We start from the raw sequence: 18,214 nt of genomic DNA on the forward strand, positions 1-18,214 counted from the left end.
GGGATGGACGGACCGCTGGTGTACCGGTTGAGCTGCTAAGCTCATGGCCGGGTAGCCAAGTCTGGCAGGGATAAACGCTGAAGGCATCTAAGCGTGAAGCCCCCCTCAAGATGAGATATCCCATTCGAAAGAAGTAAGACCCCTTGAAGACGACGAGGTAGATAGGGCAGAGGTGGAAGTGCAGTAATGCATGGAGCTGACTGTTACTAATCGGTCGAGGGCTTATCCAGAAAGGTCAAGTGAAGATTCGAAGGTTGATGGAGTTCAGTATGTGATTTTGAAGGTATGTTAAATACCTTGTATGGCCCGGTGGCTCAGCTGGTTAGAGCGCCGCCCTGTCACGGCGGAGGTCGTGGGTTCGAATCCCATCCGGGTCGCGCATACATGGTTTTGTATGTATTTATTTTTAAATATGGGATCTTAGCTCAGCTGGGAGAGCATCTGCCTTACAAGCAGAGGGTCATAGGTTCGAGCCCTATAGGTCCCACTTTTAAAGATATGCCGATGTGGCTCAATTGGCAGAGCAGCTGATTTGTAATCAGCAGGTTATCGGTTCGAGTCCGATCATCGGCTTTTAGTTTCAAAAACTAAATAATTCTTATGGGCGGATTCCCGAGTGGCCAAAGGGGACAGACTGTAAATCTGCTGCAACTTGCTTCGGTGGTTCGAATCCACCTCCGCCCATTAAAATAGGTATTGATTTTTCGATATTTATTGTGTATAATAATAAGGTATCGCGGGGTGGAGCAGTCTGGAAGCTCGTCGGGCTCATAACCCGAAGGTCGTAGGTTCAAATCCTGCCCCCGCAATTATGCCCAGATAGCTCAGTTGGTAGAGCAGAGGACTGAAAATCCTCGTGTCGCTGGTTCGATTCCAGCTTTGGGCATTACAACTTAATAGTTGTATGGGATATTAGCTCAGTCGGTAGAGCACTTGACTTTTAATCAAGTTGTCCGGGGTTCGAATCCCCGATGTCTCATTAAGTTGCGGAAGCCGAGAGGTTTCCGTTTTTTCGTATTCTAAAGTTTGCTAAAAAAGAGGTTGCTGCACATTCACACAGCAACCTCTTTTTTAGGTTAAAGTATATGTTGTTGAAAGTCGAAGATCAGTTTGATTTTGTCGGAATGAACTGTGCAATGCGTCCGGCGAAATCAGCGATATTCTGAGTCTGAAGGATCACACGGCCAGGACCGGTAAGCTTTGTGAGGAAGAGACCTTCGCCGCCGAAGAAGATGTTTCCAAGGCCTTTGATCGTCTCAACTTCATATTTTAAGGTTTTCTCGAACGCAACGATATTTCCTGTATCAACTTTGATCACTTCGCCCGGTGCGAGCTGTTTCTCGACAACATCGCCGTCGATTTCGAGAAAGGCCATTCCGGAACCGGAGATGGATTCAAGGATGAAGCCTTCGCCGCCAAACAGTCCGGAAGTAAATTTCTTTGTGAAGGTGACATCAAGATTTACAGAATCCTGTGCGCAGAGGAATGCACCTTTCTGGCAGATCATGCCGCCGTTTTCTGCCGCGTCGATCGGAAGAACCTGACCAGGTACAGTTGACGCAAATGCGATCGTGGCACCCGGAGCATCCGCACGGTAGGTAGCCATAAACATGGATTCACCGGCAAACATGCGGCCAAGACCTTTCATAAATCCGCCGCGTGTGTTTGTGGACATGGAAATCCCTTCAGACATCCAGGACATTCCGCCGGACTGTGTGTACATAGTTTCGCCTGGAGCATCAAATTTGATCTCAACTGCAGGGATAGTTGTGCCAATAATTCTGTATTTCATAGAATCCTCTCTTTCTGGCGTATTGAACGATGAAAATACGCTTGTATTGCTGTATCCAAAAGATACACAAGGGTGAACAAATATATTATATCATACTCTGCCGATAGTTACAGAAGAGATACTGGAATGAAATTTACGATGAAAAATCCTGTTTATGAAAATAACAAAATGATAACATGTTTACAGTTTCCTTAAATATGGGGGTGCTCGCTTGTGTGAAAAAATTATGGATGATAGAATATCGGTAACAAGTTCAGTGACAGGCGAGTTCAGTTTTTTGAAAAGAAGGTGGCAAGGTGAAAAAGATTTGGATGATGGCGGCAGCTTTAGGACTGGGAATCTGGCTGACAGGGTGTTCGCCGGCTTTTGTTCCGGTAGAAGATCCGAGTGAGTCACAGACAGAGGAACGAAATAGTCCTGAAATGGAAAAAGATGATCAGAGGGAAGATCTGGCCTTTCAGCCACTTTCGGAGGAAGAACGTCGGTGGATCGTAACAGAATTGGAATCCTTTGATGGAGATCATAAATTTTCGGATATGGATCCGGAAAAGGCAGCATCCTGCGGCGGAGAGATCCGGGATGCGTATGATTTTGTTGGACGGGAGACGGAAAATGGTTACGGGTATGTCCTGGGATTTCGAAAAGGCAAGGAGGATCCATTACAAGATCTCAGCATTTACAGCATTGATGATGTGATCGAGGCTGAAAAGTGGAACGAGGACGAAAGTATTTTTGAAAAAGTATATACTTTTGAAAATGTTTATGAAATGTATTACACGGAAGCAAAGGATGTTCTGTTTTTTGTTCCGAGCGGAATGGAAGAATCGGAAGAACTCAGAAAAGCATTTACATACAGCCTCTGTGACGGTGACGAGGGGGTCCGGTATCTGGAGACTGTAAAGGAGCGCGGCGTGCGGATGTCACCACCGGAGGACGGCGGATATCTTACCGTCCGAAGATTTGAAGATGCAGAGGTACTGGAGGAATATATTCCTTTGACTGAGGATCAGGAGAAAGAGATCACCGGCTCGGATGAGATCATTGATCCGGTAATGTATGGAATAGATGGGATCACATATACGGCAAGCCAGGAAATTTATGAGTCAGAAAACCCGGATCCGGATGAGATCACGGTTCCGGCATTAAGAATTGCTGAGGAAAAATGTGAATTTCAGACGGTAGGAACGGAAGACATGAAAGAAATTACGAGTGCGGAACTTGAGGTAATCCCGATTTCCAAAGAGCTGGAGAAAGAGAAAGGCTTGGAGAGCAAAGATTCTGCTGACGTGGAAGCTGACTCGGAAGTCGTGGGAATATCCGAGACGCTGCAGGATCCGGAATTGTTAAAAAGGCTGGAGGAGATCCTGTCGGGGGCATCTTTTGATGAAGCGAAAGAATGTCCGTATAACGGGATCCTGACGCTTACAAAGGCGGATGGGACACAGATAACGGTGAGACTGGCATCGGACGGATGCGATTCGATGGTTTACGGCAGCTACAGTTTTTATCAGGCAGCCGGGGATGAAGTCGCGGAAATTTGGTATATGTTTCCGGAGGTAAAAGCGGAGCTTGTAAAGTAAGCCGGCATTTGTAGCATTGACACTTCTTATGGAATACAGACAGATATTAGACTGGGTGAACAAAGAAGACTGGAGTGCATTATTGGATGTAGTACCGTTCATGTTTCTGCCGTTGGGTATATATGTGGTTGTTATGCTGTTGTCAAATGCGCTACTTGTCAGATTTATAAACAAAAAATCAGGGAACTGTTCCGGGGGGGGGCTGCGCAAATAAATTTTACCAATTGATCGAATTGGAAGGAGTATCATCATGAAAGAGAACAGAAAATTATTGAAAGAAGTGCTGAAGGACATCCGGCACGATATGACGGATGAGGAAGTTTTGAACCTTTTAGCAGACAGTAAGATTTCAGTCAGTCCTGAAAAAGAGAAAGAAAAGTACACACTCGGGCAGCGGGCAGCTGACACGATCGCAAAATTTGCAGGCAGTTGGGCGTTTATATTTTCCTTTACAGGTGGGCTGATCCTGTGGATGGTCATCAACACGATTCTTGCGTCAAAAGCGTTTGACGCATATCCGTTTATCCTGCTGAACCTTGTCCTGTCCTGCGTTGCAGCCATTCAGGCACCGCTGATCATGATGAGTCAGAACCGACAGGAGGAAAAAGACCGCCGGCGTGCTGAAAACGATTATAAGGTAAACCTGAAAACCGAGATCATGATTGAAGACCTCCATGATAAGGTGAATGCGATTCTTATCAGACAGTCGCAGATCGAGAAACTTCTCTCGGAGCAAAAAGAGAAAAATACTTTATAACGAATGTGGATTCGAATTTGACGGGCAATTTCCAGTTCGTTTGCAGTCAGATGGGAAACAGGAGAATAAAAATTTTGAATTACAGAAAAGAAAAACAGCCGGGACTTTTAGAACGGCTGACAGAATATGCGGGATCGGATGCGTATCCATTTCATATGCCGGGACATAAAAGACGGGAGATTCCGGATGGGATCCCGGGGGGATTTCCGGACCCGTATGGGATCGATATCACGGAGATCGATGGGTTTGACAACCTGCATCATGCGGAAGGAATTTTGAAGGACGCCATGGATGAGGCGGCTGCGATCTACGGGGCGGACCGGTCCTGGTATCTTGTGAATGGGAGTACATGCGGGATTTTAAGTGCAGTTTTTGCGACTACGGAAAACGGCGGAAAGATCCTGACAGCGAGAAACTGTCATAAGGCGGTGTACCATGCGATCTGCCTGAACCGGCTGGAGGCTGAATATCTGTATCCGGAGGAGATCACGGAATTCGGGATCAATGGAGGAATCCGTGCGGAGGACGTGAGAAAAGCGCTTGAAAAGGATGCGATGCGCTGTGCGGGAAATTCGGGGGATGTGAGAGGAAAAATCACGAAAATCCAGGCAGTGCTCATCACATCTCCAACCTATGAAGGCGTGGTGTCGGATATCCGGGCGATCGCGGATGCGGCTCATGAATACGGGATCCCGTTGATCGTCGATGAGGCGCATGGGGCGCATCTGGAGTATGCAGATCAGTGTCACGGCTTTCCGAAATCGGCGCTGGAATACGGGGCGGATCTTGTGATCCAGAGCCTTCATAAAACGCTGCCGTCCTTTACCCAGACGGCAATCCTGCATGTGAAGGGAAAAATTGTGGATCAGGACAGAGTTTCGAGGTATTTGTCCATGTTTCAGACGTCCAGCCCGTCATACCTTTTTATGGCTGGGATGGAGCGGTGCATCTGGTATATGGACGGGGACGGAAGAAATGAGATGGTCCGGTATGAGGAAAGACTGGAGCACTTTATGGAGCGGATGGAAGGACTTCAGGTACTTGAGATCCTGGACCGGGAAATCTGTGGGAAATATCGGACGGTGGTCGGATGGGATCCGTCGAAGATCGTGGTTTCCACGATGCGCGCAGAGGAGTTTCACGGGGAAGAGCTGGCGGAGACACTGAGGAAAAAATACCATCTTGAGATGGAGATGACAGCGCCGGAGTATGTGATCGCGATGACGTCGCTGATGGACACGGAAGAAGGATTTGAGCGGCTTGGAACGGCGCTGCTGGAGATTGACGGGGCATTGAGACACTGCGTGGAGCCTGAACAGCAAAAAGAAAAAGGTGAGTCAAAGGAAAAAGAAAGATGTGAGACTCCAGAAGTCACGGAATCCAAAGTTTTGCACCCAGTCAGGAGAATGCTCATCTGCGAGGCGATGAATGCCGATATGGAGCGCACAGCGCTTCAGGATACGGTCGGAAAGGTATCTGCGGAGTTTGTGTATCTGTATCCGCCGGGAATCCCGATCATCGCGCCGGGAGAGGTCTTCACGGATGCGATCGTGGAGAAGATCGTGGCGTACAAGGCAGCAGGACTTCTTGTCCAGGGGCCGGCTGATCCGGATGCGGACGTGATCTTAACATGTCAGACGCCAGGGCTTGTTCATAAAGGATGCTGAGGAAAAAGGAAAACGTTAGTAATTCAAGTGCATAAGAGGTGGCTGCATCCGAAATGAAGAGGCTTATCAGGCAAGAATATTTCCCAGGAGACAAATTTTTGTTACTTTAAAAGGATAAGAATTATCGAGCGAGGATGGAAACAACGGTTGCACGAGACCTCTGGTTTTGATACAATGAAAAGATAGAACCTGAAAAATGGTTGTAAAAGTTCGATCGAAAAGTCTTATCTGACTGGGATAAAAATTATAATACAGAAGGCTGAGAGAAACAAATGGGCAGGATATATTATCTTCTTGGAAAGAGCGCGACAGGAAAAGATACACTGTATAAGGAAATCCTGAAACGGAGACCAAAGCTGCGGACGGTGACGATGTATACAACAAGACCGATCCGGGAAGGCGAGACGGACGGAGTGGAATATTTCTTTACCGGTCGAGAGGAGCTGGAGCGGCAGCTGGCTTCCGGAAAGGTGATCGAGTCGAGAACTTATCAGACGATCGCCGGTCCGTGGACTTACTATACAGTGGATGACGGGCAGTTTGATGTTGCCGACGACGAGTCCTGTCTTATGATTGGGACACTGGAATCTTACGAGAAGATGTGTGCCTATTTTGAAGCGGGAAAGATGGTTCCGGTCTATATCGAGGTCCCGGATGGGATCCGGCTTCTCAGGGCCGTCAAACGCGAGGAAAACCAGAAAAAGCCGAATTATCGGGAAGTCTGCCGGAGATACCTTGCAGACGAAAAAGATTTTTCAGAGGAAAATCTGGAACGCCTGGGAATTACGAAGAGATATCAGAATACGGATATGGAAATGTGCGTGGAAGAAATCCTAAGGGATTTGGATAAATAACTTTTTATAGGCGTTATTTTGTGGTAAGATAAAATGGAAACACCGTTAGCGGGAACAGTTAAATGTTCTGTTCGAACCGGGAAGCTCCGGCGTAAAAAGCACTGCCGGAACCAACAGGATGAGGAGGGATGCGGCTATGTCAGAAGAAAAGATCATGGGATTTGAAGAGATCCTCGGGAATGAGATGGTGAAAGATCACTTTAAAAAGGCAATCCAGAACCATAAGATCTCACATGCTTATATCCTGACGGGAGAAGCCGGCATGGGAAGAAAATCGATCGCGAATGCGTTTGCGATGACGCTCCTGTGCGAGAAAGGCGGAAGTGAGCCGTGTATGATATGCCATTCCTGCAAGCAGGTGATGAGCGGAAATCATCCGGATCTCATCTATGTGACGCATGAAAAGCCGGGAAGTATCGGCGTGGATGATGTGCGGGAACAGATCAATGATACGATCATGATCCGTCCGTACAGCAGCTATTATAAGATCTATATCGTGGATGAGGCGGAAAAAATGACGGTCCAGGCGCAGAATGCCCTGTTAAAGACGATCGAGGAGCCGCCGTCCTACGCGGTCATCATTCTGATCACGACGAACCAGGAGGCGTTTCTTCCGACGATCCTCTCCAGGTGTGTGCAGATGAAATTAAAGCCGCTGAAGGATTTTACGATCAAGAGCTATCTGACGCAGAATCTCCATGTTCCGGAGAAGGACGCAGATATCTGCACCGCGTTTGCAAGGGGAAATCTCGGGAAAGCGATCCATCTGGCATCTTCTGATGAGTTTAAGGAGCTTTTCCAGAAGGTCATGGTCCTCGTAAAGAATGTCAGGACGATGGACATTTCCATGCTTTTAGATTGCATCCGCGAGATGAAAGAGCAGAACTTTGATATCGGCGAGGTGCTGGATCTGATGCAGCTCTGGTACCGGGACGTGCTCATGTTCAAGGTCACAAAGGACATGAACCTGCTGATCTTCAAAGATGAATATAAAATGATCAATGAGACGGGAGAAAAAGTCGACTATGCCGGTCTGGAAGCGATCCTTGCGGCGATCGACACAGCGAGAACACGTTTGAACGCAAACGTAAATATGGAATTGGCGATGGAATTACTCCTGCTGACCATGAAGAACCCGTCATAAGGAGCAAAGAATGACGAAAGTAATCGGGATCCGCTTCCGGAAAGCGGGAAAAGTATATTATTTCAGCCCTGGTGAAAATGAGATTAAAACAGGCGATCATGTGATCGTCGAGACGGCCAGAGGCGTGGAGTACGGATATGTGGTGCTCGGAACTCACGAGGTGGACGATAAAAAGGTGATCCAGCCGCTGAAATCCGTGATCCGCATGGCAACACCGGCGGATGAGGAGACGGAGCGCCGCAACAAGGAGAAAGAAAAAGAGGCGTTCAAGGTCTGCGTTGAGAAGATCAAGAAACACAACCTCAGCATGAAACTCATTGACACGGAGTATACGTTTGACAACAATAAAGTATTGTTCTACTTTACGGCAGACGGAAGGATCGACTTCCGTGAGCTGGTAAAGGATCTGGCGTCCGTGTTTAAGACGAGGATCGAGCTCCGACAGATCGGTGTCCGCGATGAGACAAAGATCGTCGGCGGGATCGGGATCTGCGGAAGACCGCTCTGCTGTGCGTCGTATCTTTCCGAGTTTATCCCGGTATCGATCAAGATGGCGAAGGAGCAGAACCTGTCCTTAAATCCGACGAAGATCTCCGGCGTCTGCGGCAGACTGATGTGCTGCTTAAAGTACGAGGAGGACACATACGAGGAGTTGAACGGAAGACTTCCGAATATCGGTGACTATGTGACGACGGACGACGGTTTAAAGGGTGAAGTCCACAGCGTCAGCATCCTGCGCCAGCTTGTGAAGGTTATCGTGACGGTAAATAACGATGAGAAGGAGATCCGTGAGTATAAGGTGGATCAGCTGAAATTCCGGCCGAAAAAGAGACGGGAAAAACAGTCATCCAACGATGCGGAGTTAAAGCAGTTAGAGGCACTGGAGAAAAAAGAAGGGAAATCGAAACTCGATGGCGATTGAGTTAAAGGAAAATGAACGGCTGGATGATCTTCAGAGAAATGGTCTGCAGATCATCCAGAAGACAGATGGATTCTGCTTTGGAATGGATGCGGTGCTGCTTTCCGGATTTGCGGCGGTGAAACCGGGAGAGCGGGCGCTGGATCTCGGAACAGGAACGGGGATCATCCCGCTTCTTCTCTCCGCAAAAACGCAGGGAGAACATTTTTCGGCACTTGAGATCCAGGATGAGATCGCCGAGATGGCAGAGCGGAGTGTGAAACTGAACCATCTGGAAGAAAAAATCGAGATCGTACATGGAGATATCAAGGAAGCCAGCCGGATTTTCGGAGCAGCTTCCTTTGATGTCGTTACGACAAATCCGCCGTATATGAATGACGCTCATGGGTTAAAGAACCCGACGGAAGTGAAGGCGATCTCGAGACATGAGGTCCTCTGCACGCTGGAGGATGTTGTGCGGGAAGGCGCGAAGGTCCTGAAACCGGGCGGAAGGATGTATATGGTCCACCGGCCGCACCGTCTGATCGAGATCCTCGGGACGATGAAGCAGTATAAGCTGGAGCCGAAGCGGATGAAAATGGTACATCCGTTTAAGGATAAGGATGCGAACATGGTCCTCATCGAGGCGGTCCGCGGCGGCGGAGCCTGGATGAAGGTCGAGGCGCCGGTGATCGTTTATAAGGAGCCGGGCGTGTATACAGATGAGATCTATTCGATTTACGGGTATTAAATTGTTGTGAGGGTTCTTTAGGCGGATGAGACGGAAAAATGACAGGAATTTTCTAAACGAAAAGATCCGGATAATGTAGGAATAGTCGCGGATCTTGCCAAGCCGGAATGGAACCATCTGTAAACTCGCGTTACGGAAATGTTGAGATAAAAAGCTGTCGGTGAAAAAGCAGCATCGGGCAGCAGGAGGAATTGGTCATGCAGGGAAAATTATATTTATGTGCAACGCCCATCGGGAATCTGGACGATATCACGCTGCGGGTGTTAAATACGTTGAAAGAGGTCGATCTGATCGCTGCGGAAGATACGAGACACAGCATCAAGCTCTTAAACCATTTTGACATCAAAACGCCGATGACCAGTTATCATGAGTTCAACAAGGTGGAAAAGGCGAGAGTTCTCGTCGAGAAGATGAAGGAAGGCACCAATATCGCACTGATCACGGATGCCGGGACACCGGGGATCTCGGATCCGGGCGAGGAGCTTGTAAAGCAGTGCTATGAGGCCGGAATCGAGCTGACTTCTCTTCCGGGGCCGGCGGCATGCATCACGGCACTCACGATCTCAGGAATGGCGACAAGACGGTTCGCGTTTGAGGCGTTTCTGCCGTCCGATAAGAAGGAAAAGCAGAGAATTCTGGAAGAATTAAAGTCTGAGACACGGACGATCATCCTCTATGAGGCGCCGCACCGTCTGGTACGGACCTTGGAAGAGCTTCTTGAGGCGCTGGGGAACCGGAGGATCACGATCTGCAGGGAACTCACAAAGAAGTACGAGACGGCATTCCGAACCACGTTTCAGGGGGCGTTAGATCATTTTGAGACGGAGGAACCGCGGGGCGAATGTGTCATCGTGATTGAGGGAAAGAGCCCGGAAGAGATCAAAAAAGAGAAAGAACAGACATGGGAATCCATGTCGATCACGGAACACATGGATGTTTACCTGTCACAGGGAATCGAGAAGAAGGAAGCAATGAAGCTTGTGGCGAAGGACCGCGGAATCGGGAAACGGGATGTGTACCAGATGTTGTTGGAAGAGCAGGAATAGGGAATTTCGAGAAGAAGATGTGTCACTGGTTATTGAGTGAGATGACGGGTGGTACGTCTTCTTTTTTATGAAAAATTACAGACAAATAACAAAAAAATAACAAATGTCTTAATAATACGGTAAGAAGATAAATATTGCTTGAAAATAGTGGGGGGGGGAATGATATAATTCAAGTAGATGAAACGGAAACAATCAGCATAGCGGGGGGCGATCTATATGAAGAAAAAAATGTGGTTAACATTATGTAACTTAGGCGTTTCAGTAGTGTTTTTATTATCGTTATATAGCTATACAAAGGGTATGAGAATGTTTTCGCTGGGGTTGGCAATGGCACTTCTTGTAGAAATAGGTATCAGAGGGTTTATTGAGCAGAAATTTTCGCAGGAGGGCGCTGAGGTAAATGGAAATAAGATTTATCATGTATCTGAAATATTAAGATATGCCTGCGCTATTATTTTGGCAATAGCAGTGTGGCGCAATGGGTTTAAATGACAGTGATTAAAATAATAGTTGTAATATATAAAATGCTCCGTTCTCCCATTACATGATTGTTTTAGGAGAAAGGAGCATTTTTGCACTTTTTCTTTTACGCAAATTTTGCCTTTAATGTTCGGATCGCCGGGGACTGTACGAGGATCGTGTAGGCTACGCCACCGAGGACGACTCCTGCGATGGTCTGCATGGACAGGGTGAACATTTCACCGAAGGCAACAACGGTGCCGTAGAGCGGGATCTTTACGAGCGTGTAGCCGATAATATGGGCGATGCCGCCGACGATAGCACCGACGAGCCAGGAATATTTAAAGTTTGGCAGAAGTTTGTAGGCGATAGTTCCGGCGATGAACGCCCAGAGACCTTTTAATACCATGGTCGGGAGAACCCATACCGCGTAGCCGCCGAGAAAATCGGAGAGACCTGCGCCGATGGCACCGGTGAGGACGCCGCGTCTTGTGCCAAATAAGCAGACGGTCAGGATGATCATGCAGTCGCCGAGGTGGGTGTAGCCAAAGGCGGAAGGAATTTTAAATAATTTGACCAGTCCAGAAGAGAAGAAAAACGGTTGCAGAAAGCAGAAATATATCATGGAACGGGACGTCAGGGCCGGATTAAAAAAATTCACTTGACAAAACAGCAGACATCTATTACCATTAGAATCAAACATTTTGAATATCAAACTATTTGAAATCAAAAACTACTGCGGGGAAAAGAATTTCTTCGCATCAATGAAATGGCAGGATTTAGAAGATGATGACAGCCAGAATTGCTGGAATCGGCGCGTATGTGCCGGAAAATTTGATTACGAACGACGATCTGGCGAAGATCGTGGACACGAATGACGAGTGGATCCGGACACGGACCGGAATCCGGGAACGCCGGATCTCCTCCGGAGAGGGAACGCGCCATCTGGCGGCGAAGGCGGCTGAGCGGGCGCTTGCGGCAGCGGGAGTTGCCCCGGAAGAGCTGGATATCATCATTCTCGGGACTTCGTCCCCGGATCGGAATTATCCCAGCGATGCCTGCAGTGTTCAGGCGGCCATCGGGGCAGTAAATGCAGTTGCCTTCGATATCTCGGCGGCATGCGCAGGATTTATTTTCGCCATGAATATCGTGGAAGGATTTTTTAAAGCCGGAATTTACAAGACGGCGCTGATCATCGGGGCGGAAACCCTCAGCAAGGTGACAGACTGGAGTGACCGCGGCACCTGCGTCCTCTTCGGGGACGGAGCCGGGGCAGCCGTTTTAAAAGCGGAAGAGACCGGAATCATCGACATGATGATGGGAGCGGACGGAACAAAGGGTGATGTTCTCGCCTGCACCTCGAGAACTGTCGGAAACTTCCTCACGGGAACAAAACCGGAGCTCGGTTTTATGACCATGGATGGACAGGAAGTTTTCAAATTCGCAGTGCGGAAGGTGCCGGAGAGTGTTATGGAGCTTTTACAGCGGACCGGGACAAAAAAGGAAGACATTAAATATTATGTTCTTCATCAGGCGAATGAGCGGATCATTGAGGCAGCGGCCAGACGTCTGAAGGAGCCGATGGAGAAATTCCCGATGACGATCGGTCAGTTTGGAAATACATCAACGGCATCGATTCCGTTACTGTTAGACGATATGATCCGGAAAGATATGCTGAAGAGGGGCGACAAGATCATTATGTCAGGCTTCGGAGCCGGAATGACCTGGGGTGCAGTGCTCATGGAGTGGTAGATATCTGATTCATCCGGAAAGCAGGAGAAGTTATCTACATAATAAGAAATAATTTAAAAAAACAAAAAAATGCAAAAACTCATAAAATACAAATAATAAGAATATTTAAAGGAGATCAAATCATGTTAGAAAAAATGAAAGAAATCATCGCAGAGCAGTTAAGCACAGACGCAGACGGCATCACAGAGGCAACCTCCTTCAAGGATGACCTTGGTGCAGATTCCCTTGACTTATTTGAGCTTGTTATGGCTCTTGAGGATGAGTATTCCGTAGAGATCCCGGCTGAGGACCTTCAGAATCTTGCAACGGTCGGCGATGTTATGAAGTACTTAAAAGATAAAGGTGTTGAGGAATAATCAAACCGAATAAACCAGAGTAAAAACGCGTCTATGACGCGTTTTACTGATATAAAGATAATTCCGGGCAATACCCGACAGATAGATTTCAGGAAGTGAGAGCAATAAAAATGAAGACAAGAATTACAGAAATGCTGGGAATCGAATATCCGATTATTCAGGGCGGTATGGCCTGGGTCGCTGAGCATCATCTTGCTGCCGCTGTTTCCGAGGCAGGAGGTCTTGGCCTCATCGGCGGCGCAAATGCACCGGGAGAGGTTGTCCGTGAAGAGATCCGTAAGGCGAAAGCACTGACAAAGAAGCCGTTCGGTGTCAATGTGATGCTAATGAGTCCGTATGCGGATGATGTGGCGAAGGTGGTTGTTGAAGAGGGCGTGAAGGTCGTTACGACAGGAGCCGGAAATCCTGCAAAGTACATGAAGATGTGGAAGGAAGCAGGGATCATCGTAATCCCGGTCGTTGCTTCTGTGGCTCTTGCGAAGCTTATGGAGCGCGGCGGCGCTGATGCTGTCGTTGCTGAGGGAACCGAATCCGGCGGACATATCGGTGAGGCGACCACCATGACTCTCGTTCCGCAGGTCGTTGACGCGGTATCTATCCCGGTCATCGCGGCAGGCGGCATCGGCGATGGAAGAGGAATCGCAGCGGCCTTCATGCTGGGCGCTGAGGCAGTCCAGATGGGAACAAGATTTGTTGTCGCAAAGGAATCTATCGTTCATGAAAATTATAAGCAGAGAATCATTAAAGCAAAGGACATCGATTCTGCGGTAACAGGAAGAACCCACGGACATCCGGTCCGCTGCCTGAGAAACCAGATGACAAGAGAGTATAACCGACTTGAGGCAGAAGGAAAATCCTTTGAGGAGCTTGAGTATCTGACACTTGGAACCCTCAGAAAAGCTGTTCAGGAAGGTGATACCACAAATGGAACCGTCATGGCAGGTCAGATCGCAGGTCTTGTAACGAAAGAGCAGACATGCAAGGAAATGATCGATGAGATGATGGAGCAGGCAGATAAGCTGCTTGGCGGATGTCAGAAGTAAGGAGAATCATGGGAAAGACAGCATTTATTTTTCCGGGACAGGGCGCGCAGGTATGCGGCATGGGCCAGGATTTTTATGAAAATTCGGAGACTGCAAAGGCAGTATTTGACCGTGCGACGGAGCTTTTAGGTTTTTCCGTTCCGGAATTATGTTTTGAGAAAAATGATCGTCTGGACATCACGGAGTATACGCAGGCGGCAATGGTGACCACGAGCGTTGCCATGATGAAGGTTATGGAGGAGCGCGGCATCCATGCGGATGTGGCGGCTGGTTTAAGCCTTGGCGAGTACTGTGCACTGGTGGCAGCTGGCGTTATGACGGCGGATGACGCGATCCGCACAGTCCGGGAGAGAGGAATCCTCATGCAGGAGGCAGTTCCGGCTGGAGTCGGCGGAATGAGCGCTGTTCTCGGCATGACGGCAGATGAGATCAATGCCGTTGTGGACGAGATTCCGAATGTGCAGGTCGCAAACTACAACTGCCCGGGTCAGATCGTGATCTCCGGTCTCAAGGAGGCGGTGGAGACCGCGGCGGTGAAGTTAAAAGAGGCAGGTGCAAGACGTGTGATCCCGCTTAATGTCAGTGGACCGTTCCACTCCTATCTTTTAGAGGAAGCCGGGGAGAAGCTTGGAAGGTTTCTGGAGAATATTCCGGTATCTGAGCCAAAGATCCCGTATGTGGCGAATGTGACAGCCGCTTATGTGACAAAGGCGGAGGACGTAAAGCCGCTCTTAACACGCCAGGTATCTTCTTCTGTCAGATGGCAGCAGAGCGTGGAGACTATGCTGGCGGACGGTGTTGACCGTTTTATTGAGATCGGACCGGGAAAGACGTTAGCTGGATTTATCAGAAAGATCAACAGGGAAGCGACGGTCATCAATATTGAGAAATTTGAGGATCTGGAGAAGCTGAACTAAGTGATCGAAAGAGAAATTAGTAAATAATGTCGTCAGAGACAAAAATCTGGCGGCTGACTGATAGAAACACGGAGGGAAACATGAATTTAACAGGGAAGGTTACTCTTGTGACAGGCGCAAGCCGCGGAATCGGCCGTCAGATCGCTTTGACACTGGCTGGATACGGCGCGACCGTCATCGTCAACTATAACGGCTCCGCAGCAAAAGCAGAGGAAGTCGTAAACGAGATCACAGCAAACGGCGGAATGGCGGAGAGCATGCAGTGCAGCGTCAGTGATTTCGAAAAATCCAAAGAAATGATCGATGGGATCGTAAAGAAATACGGCCGTCTCGATATTCTTGTGAACAACGCCGGAATCACAAAAGACAACCTGATCATGAAGATGTCCGAGGACGATTTTGACGCAGTTATTGCCACAAACTTAAAGGGCGCATTCAACTGCATCAAACATGTCTCCCGCCAGATGTTAAAGCAGAGAGGCGGACGGATTATCAACATCTCCTCCGTTTCCGGAGTGATGGGAAATGCCGGACAGGCAAACTACTGCGCGTCAAAGGCGGGCATCATCGGACTCACAAAATCCGTTGCGAGGGAGCTTGGAAGCCGCGGGATCACAGCAAACGCAGTCGCACCGGGATTTATCCGTACAGAGATGACAGATGTGCTTCCGGAAGAGGTAAAGAAAGCCATGGGCGAGCAGATCCCGTTAAAGCGTTTCGGTGAGACAAAGGACATTGCGGAGGCAGTCGCATTTCTCGCTTCCGATGAGGCAGCTTATATTACCGGCCAGGTTCTTCATGTGGACGGCGGCATGGCGATGTAAAAGACAGTTGGAAAAAGCGCCTGTTCCGGCCACACAGCCGGACAGCGGATGTTTCGGTTATCATCTGCGCGGGGCGTGGATGATAGCATAATTAGAACAGGAGAACGAAAAGCATGAGAAGAGTTGTAGTAACAGGAATGGGCGCGATCACCCCGATCGGAAACGATGTTGAGACATTTTGGAACGGATTAAAAGAGAAGAAACTCGGATTTGGACCGATCACCTATTTTGACACGACCGATTATAAAGCAAAGCTCGCGGCAGAGGTCAAGGACTTCGAGCCGAAGGACTATATGGATCCGAAGGCGGCAAGAAGAATGGAGCGCTTCGCACAGTTTGCGGTAGCGGCAGCCCGCCAGGCGCTGGAGGATTCTTCCCTCGACATGACAAAGGAAGATCCGTTCCGTGTCGGTGTCTGCGTGAGCTCCGGTATCGGAAGCTTACAGATCATCGAGAAGGAATATAAGAAGCTTCTGGAAAAAGGACCGAACCGCGTAAACCCGCTTCTGGTGCCGCTCATGATCAGCAACATGGCAGCAGGAAACGTGTCCATCCAGTTTGGCTTAAAGGGAAAGAACATCAACGTCGTGACAGCGTGCGCGTCCGGTACGAACTCCATCGGTGAGGCGATGCGTGCGATCCAGCACGGCGAGGCGGAGGTCATGGTCGCAGGCGGAACTGAGAGCTGCATCACACCGTTAGGCGTTGCGGGATTCTCCGGACTTACCGCTCTTTCCACCTCTGAGGATCCGGAGCGCGCCTCCATTCCGTTCGATCTTGAGAGAAACGGTTTCGTCATGGGCGAGGGCGCAGGTGTCGTTGTCTTAGAAGAATTAGAACATGCAAAAGCCCGCGGAGCGAAGATCTACGCGGAGTTAGCCGGATACGGAGCGACAGGCGATGCTTATCACATTACTTCTCCGGCGGAGGACGGAAGCGGTGCAGCAAAGGCAATGGAATACGCAATTGCTGACGCGGGAATGAAGCCGGAGGACATCGATTACATCAATGCCCACGGAACAGCGACCCACCACAACGATTTATTCGAGACAAAGGCCATCAAGCTTGCGCTTGGCGACCATGCATATAAAGTAAAGATCAACTCCACAAAATCCATGATCGGCCACCTCTTAGGTGCTGCCGGCGGCGTTGAGTTCATCGACTGTGTAAAATCCATCCAGGACGGCTTCGTTCATGCCACAGCAGGCTTAAAAGTGGACGATCCGGAATGCGATCTTGACTACACAAAGGGCGACGGCGTTTCCATGGAAGTAAAGACAGTTTTGACGAACTCTCTGGGATTCGGCGGACACAATGCGTGCCTGCTTGTCAGAAAGTTTGAGGAGTAAGGAGAACGGCAATGGAAGTAAAAGAGATCATTGAGTTAATGAAAGCAATGTCGGACAACGGCATGACCGGCTTCGAGCTGGAAGAAGGCGACTGGAAGCTGACGATGAAGAGAGAAAAAAAGATCGTTGCGGCGGCTCAGACTCCGGTCATCGTGCAGGGCGCAGGCCAGGGAACACTGCTCCAGACGGCTGATGTGACGGCTGTAGAGTCTGTCTCCGGAGACAAGGAAGAGAAGAAAGTTTCCGGGATCTCTGAGAAAGTGATCACCTGCCCGCTCGTCGGAACCTTCTACTCTTCCCCGGCTCCAGATGCTGAGGATTATGTAAAAGTTGGAGATACCGTGAAAAAAGGTCAGGTCATCGGGATCGTGGAAGCCATGAAGCTGATGAACGAGATCGAGAGTGAGTACGACGGGATCGTGGAGGAAATCCTCGTGAAGAATGAGGAGACCGTCGAGTATGGTCAGCCGTTATTCCGGATTCGGTAGGCGCTGGCATTCGGCATGGCCGAACGGTAATAAATGTTTCAGGCAGATGGTCTGATCCAGCCGGAAGAAAACACCGGTTCAGATCATCTGCAACAGGAGGAAAAATGTTAGGAATCAAGGAAATTCAGGAGATCATTCCGCACAGACATCCGTTTCTTCTCGTGGACTGCGTCGAGGAGCTGGAACCGGGCGTGAGAGCGGTCGGATATAAATCTGTAACATACAATGAGCCGTATTTCGCGGGCCATTTTCCGCAGGAGCCGGTAATGCCGGGCGTCCTGATCGTTGAGGCGCTGGCACAGACAGGCGCTGTCGCGATCTTAAGCGTTGAGGAAAACAAAGGAAAGACTGCGTATTTCGGCGCAATGAATAATGTAAAGTTTAAGAAGAAAGTAGTTCCGGGCGACAAGCTCCGTCTGGAATGCGAGATCATCAAGCAGAAAGGACCGGTCGGTGTTGGAAAGGCGGTCGCTACCGTGGACGGCAAAGTCGCGGTATCTGCGGAACTCACATTTATGATCGGTTAGGACTGGTGAA

Annotated in this window: 19 protein-coding genes, 7 tRNA genes and 1 rRNA gene; 25 read left to right on the plus strand and 2 right to left on the minus strand. The window is 49.1% G+C overall.

Features of this window, described 5'->3' with window-relative positions; all coding sequences use genetic code 11:
- The 8 genes from V2546_RS09655 to V2546_RS09690 form a co-directional block, all read left to right on the plus strand.
- Positions 1-230 (plus strand): 23S ribosomal RNA (locus V2546_RS09655); the annotation flags it as partial.
- Between the two features lie 73 nt (positions 231-303).
- Positions 304-377 (plus strand) — tRNA-Asp (locus tag V2546_RS09660).
- A 37-nt stretch (positions 378-414) separates the two neighbouring features.
- Positions 415-487: transfer RNA gene (locus V2546_RS09665), tRNA-Val, on the plus strand.
- A gap of 13 nt (positions 488-500) precedes the next feature.
- Positions 501-573 (plus strand) — tRNA-Thr (locus V2546_RS09670).
- Positions 574-602: 29 nt separating this feature from the next.
- Positions 603-684, plus strand: a tRNA-Tyr gene (locus V2546_RS09675).
- 51 nt (positions 685-735) lie between these two features.
- Positions 736-809 (plus strand) — tRNA-Met (locus tag V2546_RS09680).
- Between the two features lie 4 nt (positions 810-813).
- A tRNA-Phe gene (locus tag V2546_RS09685) sits at positions 814-886 on the plus strand.
- A 20-nt stretch (positions 887-906) separates the two neighbouring features.
- Positions 907-979, plus strand: a tRNA-Lys gene (locus tag V2546_RS09690).
- A 126-nt stretch (positions 980-1,105) separates the two neighbouring features.
- On the opposite strand, the gene V2546_RS09695 is transcribed toward V2546_RS09690, so the two are convergent.
- The gene (locus V2546_RS09695) at positions 1,106-1,792 is read right to left on the minus strand and encodes a TIGR00266 family protein (protein WP_118532130.1); all 687 of its coding nucleotides are present in this window, start codon (positions 1,790-1,792) and stop codon (positions 1,106-1,108) included.
- 296 nt (positions 1,793-2,088) lie between these two features.
- Here V2546_RS09695 and V2546_RS09700 point away from each other — a divergent pair, with 296 nt between their 5' ends.
- From V2546_RS09700 to V2546_RS09740, 9 genes are all read left to right on the plus strand, one after another.
- On the plus strand, positions 2,089-3,372 hold the full coding sequence (locus tag V2546_RS09700; RefSeq protein WP_329752194.1) for a hypothetical protein: 1,284 nt from the start codon (positions 2,089-2,091) through the stop codon (positions 3,370-3,372).
- A 250-nt stretch (positions 3,373-3,622) separates the two neighbouring features.
- The gene (locus tag V2546_RS09705) at positions 3,623-4,129 is read left to right on the plus strand and encodes a DUF1003 domain-containing protein (RefSeq protein ID WP_142410761.1); all 507 of its coding nucleotides are present in this window, start codon (positions 3,623-3,625) and stop codon (positions 4,127-4,129) included.
- Positions 4,130-4,203: 74 nt separating this feature from the next.
- A complete protein-coding gene (locus V2546_RS09710) occupies positions 4,204-5,796 on the plus strand; it encodes an aminotransferase class I/II-fold pyridoxal phosphate-dependent enzyme (protein WP_329752195.1) in 1,593 nt (530 codons plus the stop codon).
- Positions 5,797-6,068: 272 nt separating this feature from the next.
- Entirely contained in the window at positions 6,069-6,650 is a 582-nt protein-coding gene (locus tag V2546_RS09715) for a nucleoside/nucleotide kinase family protein (protein ID WP_142410763.1), read from the plus strand.
- Positions 6,651-6,786: 136 nt separating this feature from the next.
- Positions 6,787-7,794, plus strand: a complete 1,008-nt coding sequence (holB, locus tag V2546_RS09720; RefSeq protein WP_252197347.1) for a DNA polymerase III subunit delta' — start codon at positions 6,787-6,789, stop codon at positions 7,792-7,794.
- A gap of 10 nt (positions 7,795-7,804) precedes the next feature.
- Positions 7,805-8,716 carry a PSP1 domain-containing protein gene (locus V2546_RS09725; protein ID WP_117483866.1) on the plus strand — a complete coding sequence of 304 codons (912 nt, stop codon included), beginning with the start codon at positions 7,805-7,807 and terminating at the stop codon, positions 8,714-8,716.
- Positions 8,706-9,443, plus strand: coding sequence for a tRNA1(Val) (adenine(37)-N6)-methyltransferase (locus tag V2546_RS09730; RefSeq protein ID WP_117483867.1), 738 nt, complete (start codon positions 8,706-8,708; stop codon positions 9,441-9,443). Before V2546_RS09725 ends, V2546_RS09730 begins: the two co-directional genes overlap by 11 nt.
- Before the next feature lie 197 nt (positions 9,444-9,640).
- Positions 9,641-10,489 carry a 16S rRNA (cytidine(1402)-2'-O)-methyltransferase gene (gene rsmI, locus V2546_RS09735; protein ID WP_329752196.1) on the plus strand — a complete coding sequence of 283 codons (849 nt, stop codon included), beginning with the start codon at positions 9,641-9,643 and terminating at the stop codon, positions 10,487-10,489.
- A 216-nt stretch (positions 10,490-10,705) separates the two neighbouring features.
- On the plus strand, positions 10,706-10,981 hold the full coding sequence (locus V2546_RS09740; RefSeq protein ID WP_147355295.1) for a hypothetical protein: 276 nt from the start codon (positions 10,706-10,708) through the stop codon (positions 10,979-10,981).
- Positions 10,982-11,075: 94 nt separating this feature from the next.
- Here the strand turns inward: V2546_RS09740 and V2546_RS09745 are convergent, their stop codons facing one another.
- Complete coding sequence (locus V2546_RS09745; protein WP_329752198.1) at positions 11,076-11,651, minus strand: ECF transporter S component; 576 nt, start codon at positions 11,649-11,651, stop codon at positions 11,076-11,078.
- An 83-nt stretch (positions 11,652-11,734) separates the two neighbouring features.
- On the opposite strand from V2546_RS09745, the gene V2546_RS09750 reads away from it, so the two are divergent.
- From V2546_RS09750 to fabZ, 8 genes are all read left to right on the plus strand, one after another.
- Positions 11,735-12,700: a beta-ketoacyl-ACP synthase III gene (locus tag V2546_RS09750; RefSeq protein WP_436974543.1), complete on the plus strand. Its 966-nt coding sequence runs from the start codon at positions 11,735-11,737 to the stop codon at positions 12,698-12,700.
- Positions 12,701-12,822: 122 nt separating this feature from the next.
- Positions 12,823-13,056 (plus strand): acyl carrier protein, encoded by a 234-nt coding sequence (acpP, locus tag V2546_RS09755; RefSeq protein WP_117469940.1) that lies wholly within the window; start codon positions 12,823-12,825, stop codon positions 13,054-13,056.
- A 95-nt stretch (positions 13,057-13,151) separates the two neighbouring features.
- A complete protein-coding gene (fabK, locus tag V2546_RS09760; RefSeq protein ID WP_405581986.1) occupies positions 13,152-14,099 on the plus strand; it encodes an enoyl-[acyl-carrier-protein] reductase FabK in 948 nt (315 codons plus the stop codon).
- A gap of 8 nt (positions 14,100-14,107) precedes the next feature.
- Entirely contained in the window at positions 14,108-15,016 is a 909-nt protein-coding gene (fabD, locus tag V2546_RS09765) for an ACP S-malonyltransferase (RefSeq protein ID WP_215702243.1), read from the plus strand.
- 80 nt (positions 15,017-15,096) lie between these two features.
- A complete protein-coding gene (gene fabG, locus V2546_RS09770) occupies positions 15,097-15,840 on the plus strand; it encodes a 3-oxoacyl-[acyl-carrier-protein] reductase (RefSeq protein WP_329752200.1) in 744 nt (247 codons plus the stop codon).
- 113 nt (positions 15,841-15,953) lie between these two features.
- Positions 15,954-17,189, plus strand: coding sequence for a beta-ketoacyl-ACP synthase II (gene fabF / locus V2546_RS09775; protein WP_015553936.1), 1,236 nt, complete (start codon positions 15,954-15,956; stop codon positions 17,187-17,189).
- Between the two features lie 11 nt (positions 17,190-17,200).
- Entirely contained in the window at positions 17,201-17,677 is a 477-nt protein-coding gene (gene accB, locus V2546_RS09780) for an acetyl-CoA carboxylase biotin carboxyl carrier protein (protein WP_118298271.1), read from the plus strand.
- Positions 17,678-17,781: 104 nt separating this feature from the next.
- The gene (fabZ, locus tag V2546_RS09785) at positions 17,782-18,204 is read left to right on the plus strand and encodes a 3-hydroxyacyl-ACP dehydratase FabZ (protein WP_015553938.1); all 423 of its coding nucleotides are present in this window, start codon (positions 17,782-17,784) and stop codon (positions 18,202-18,204) included.
- Positions 18,205-18,214: the final 10 nt, after the last annotated feature.

It is taken from the genome of Clostridium sp. CM74B_53 (assembly GCF_036318045.1).
Lineage (GTDB): Bacteria > Bacillota > Clostridia > Lachnospirales > Lachnospiraceae > Pilosibacter.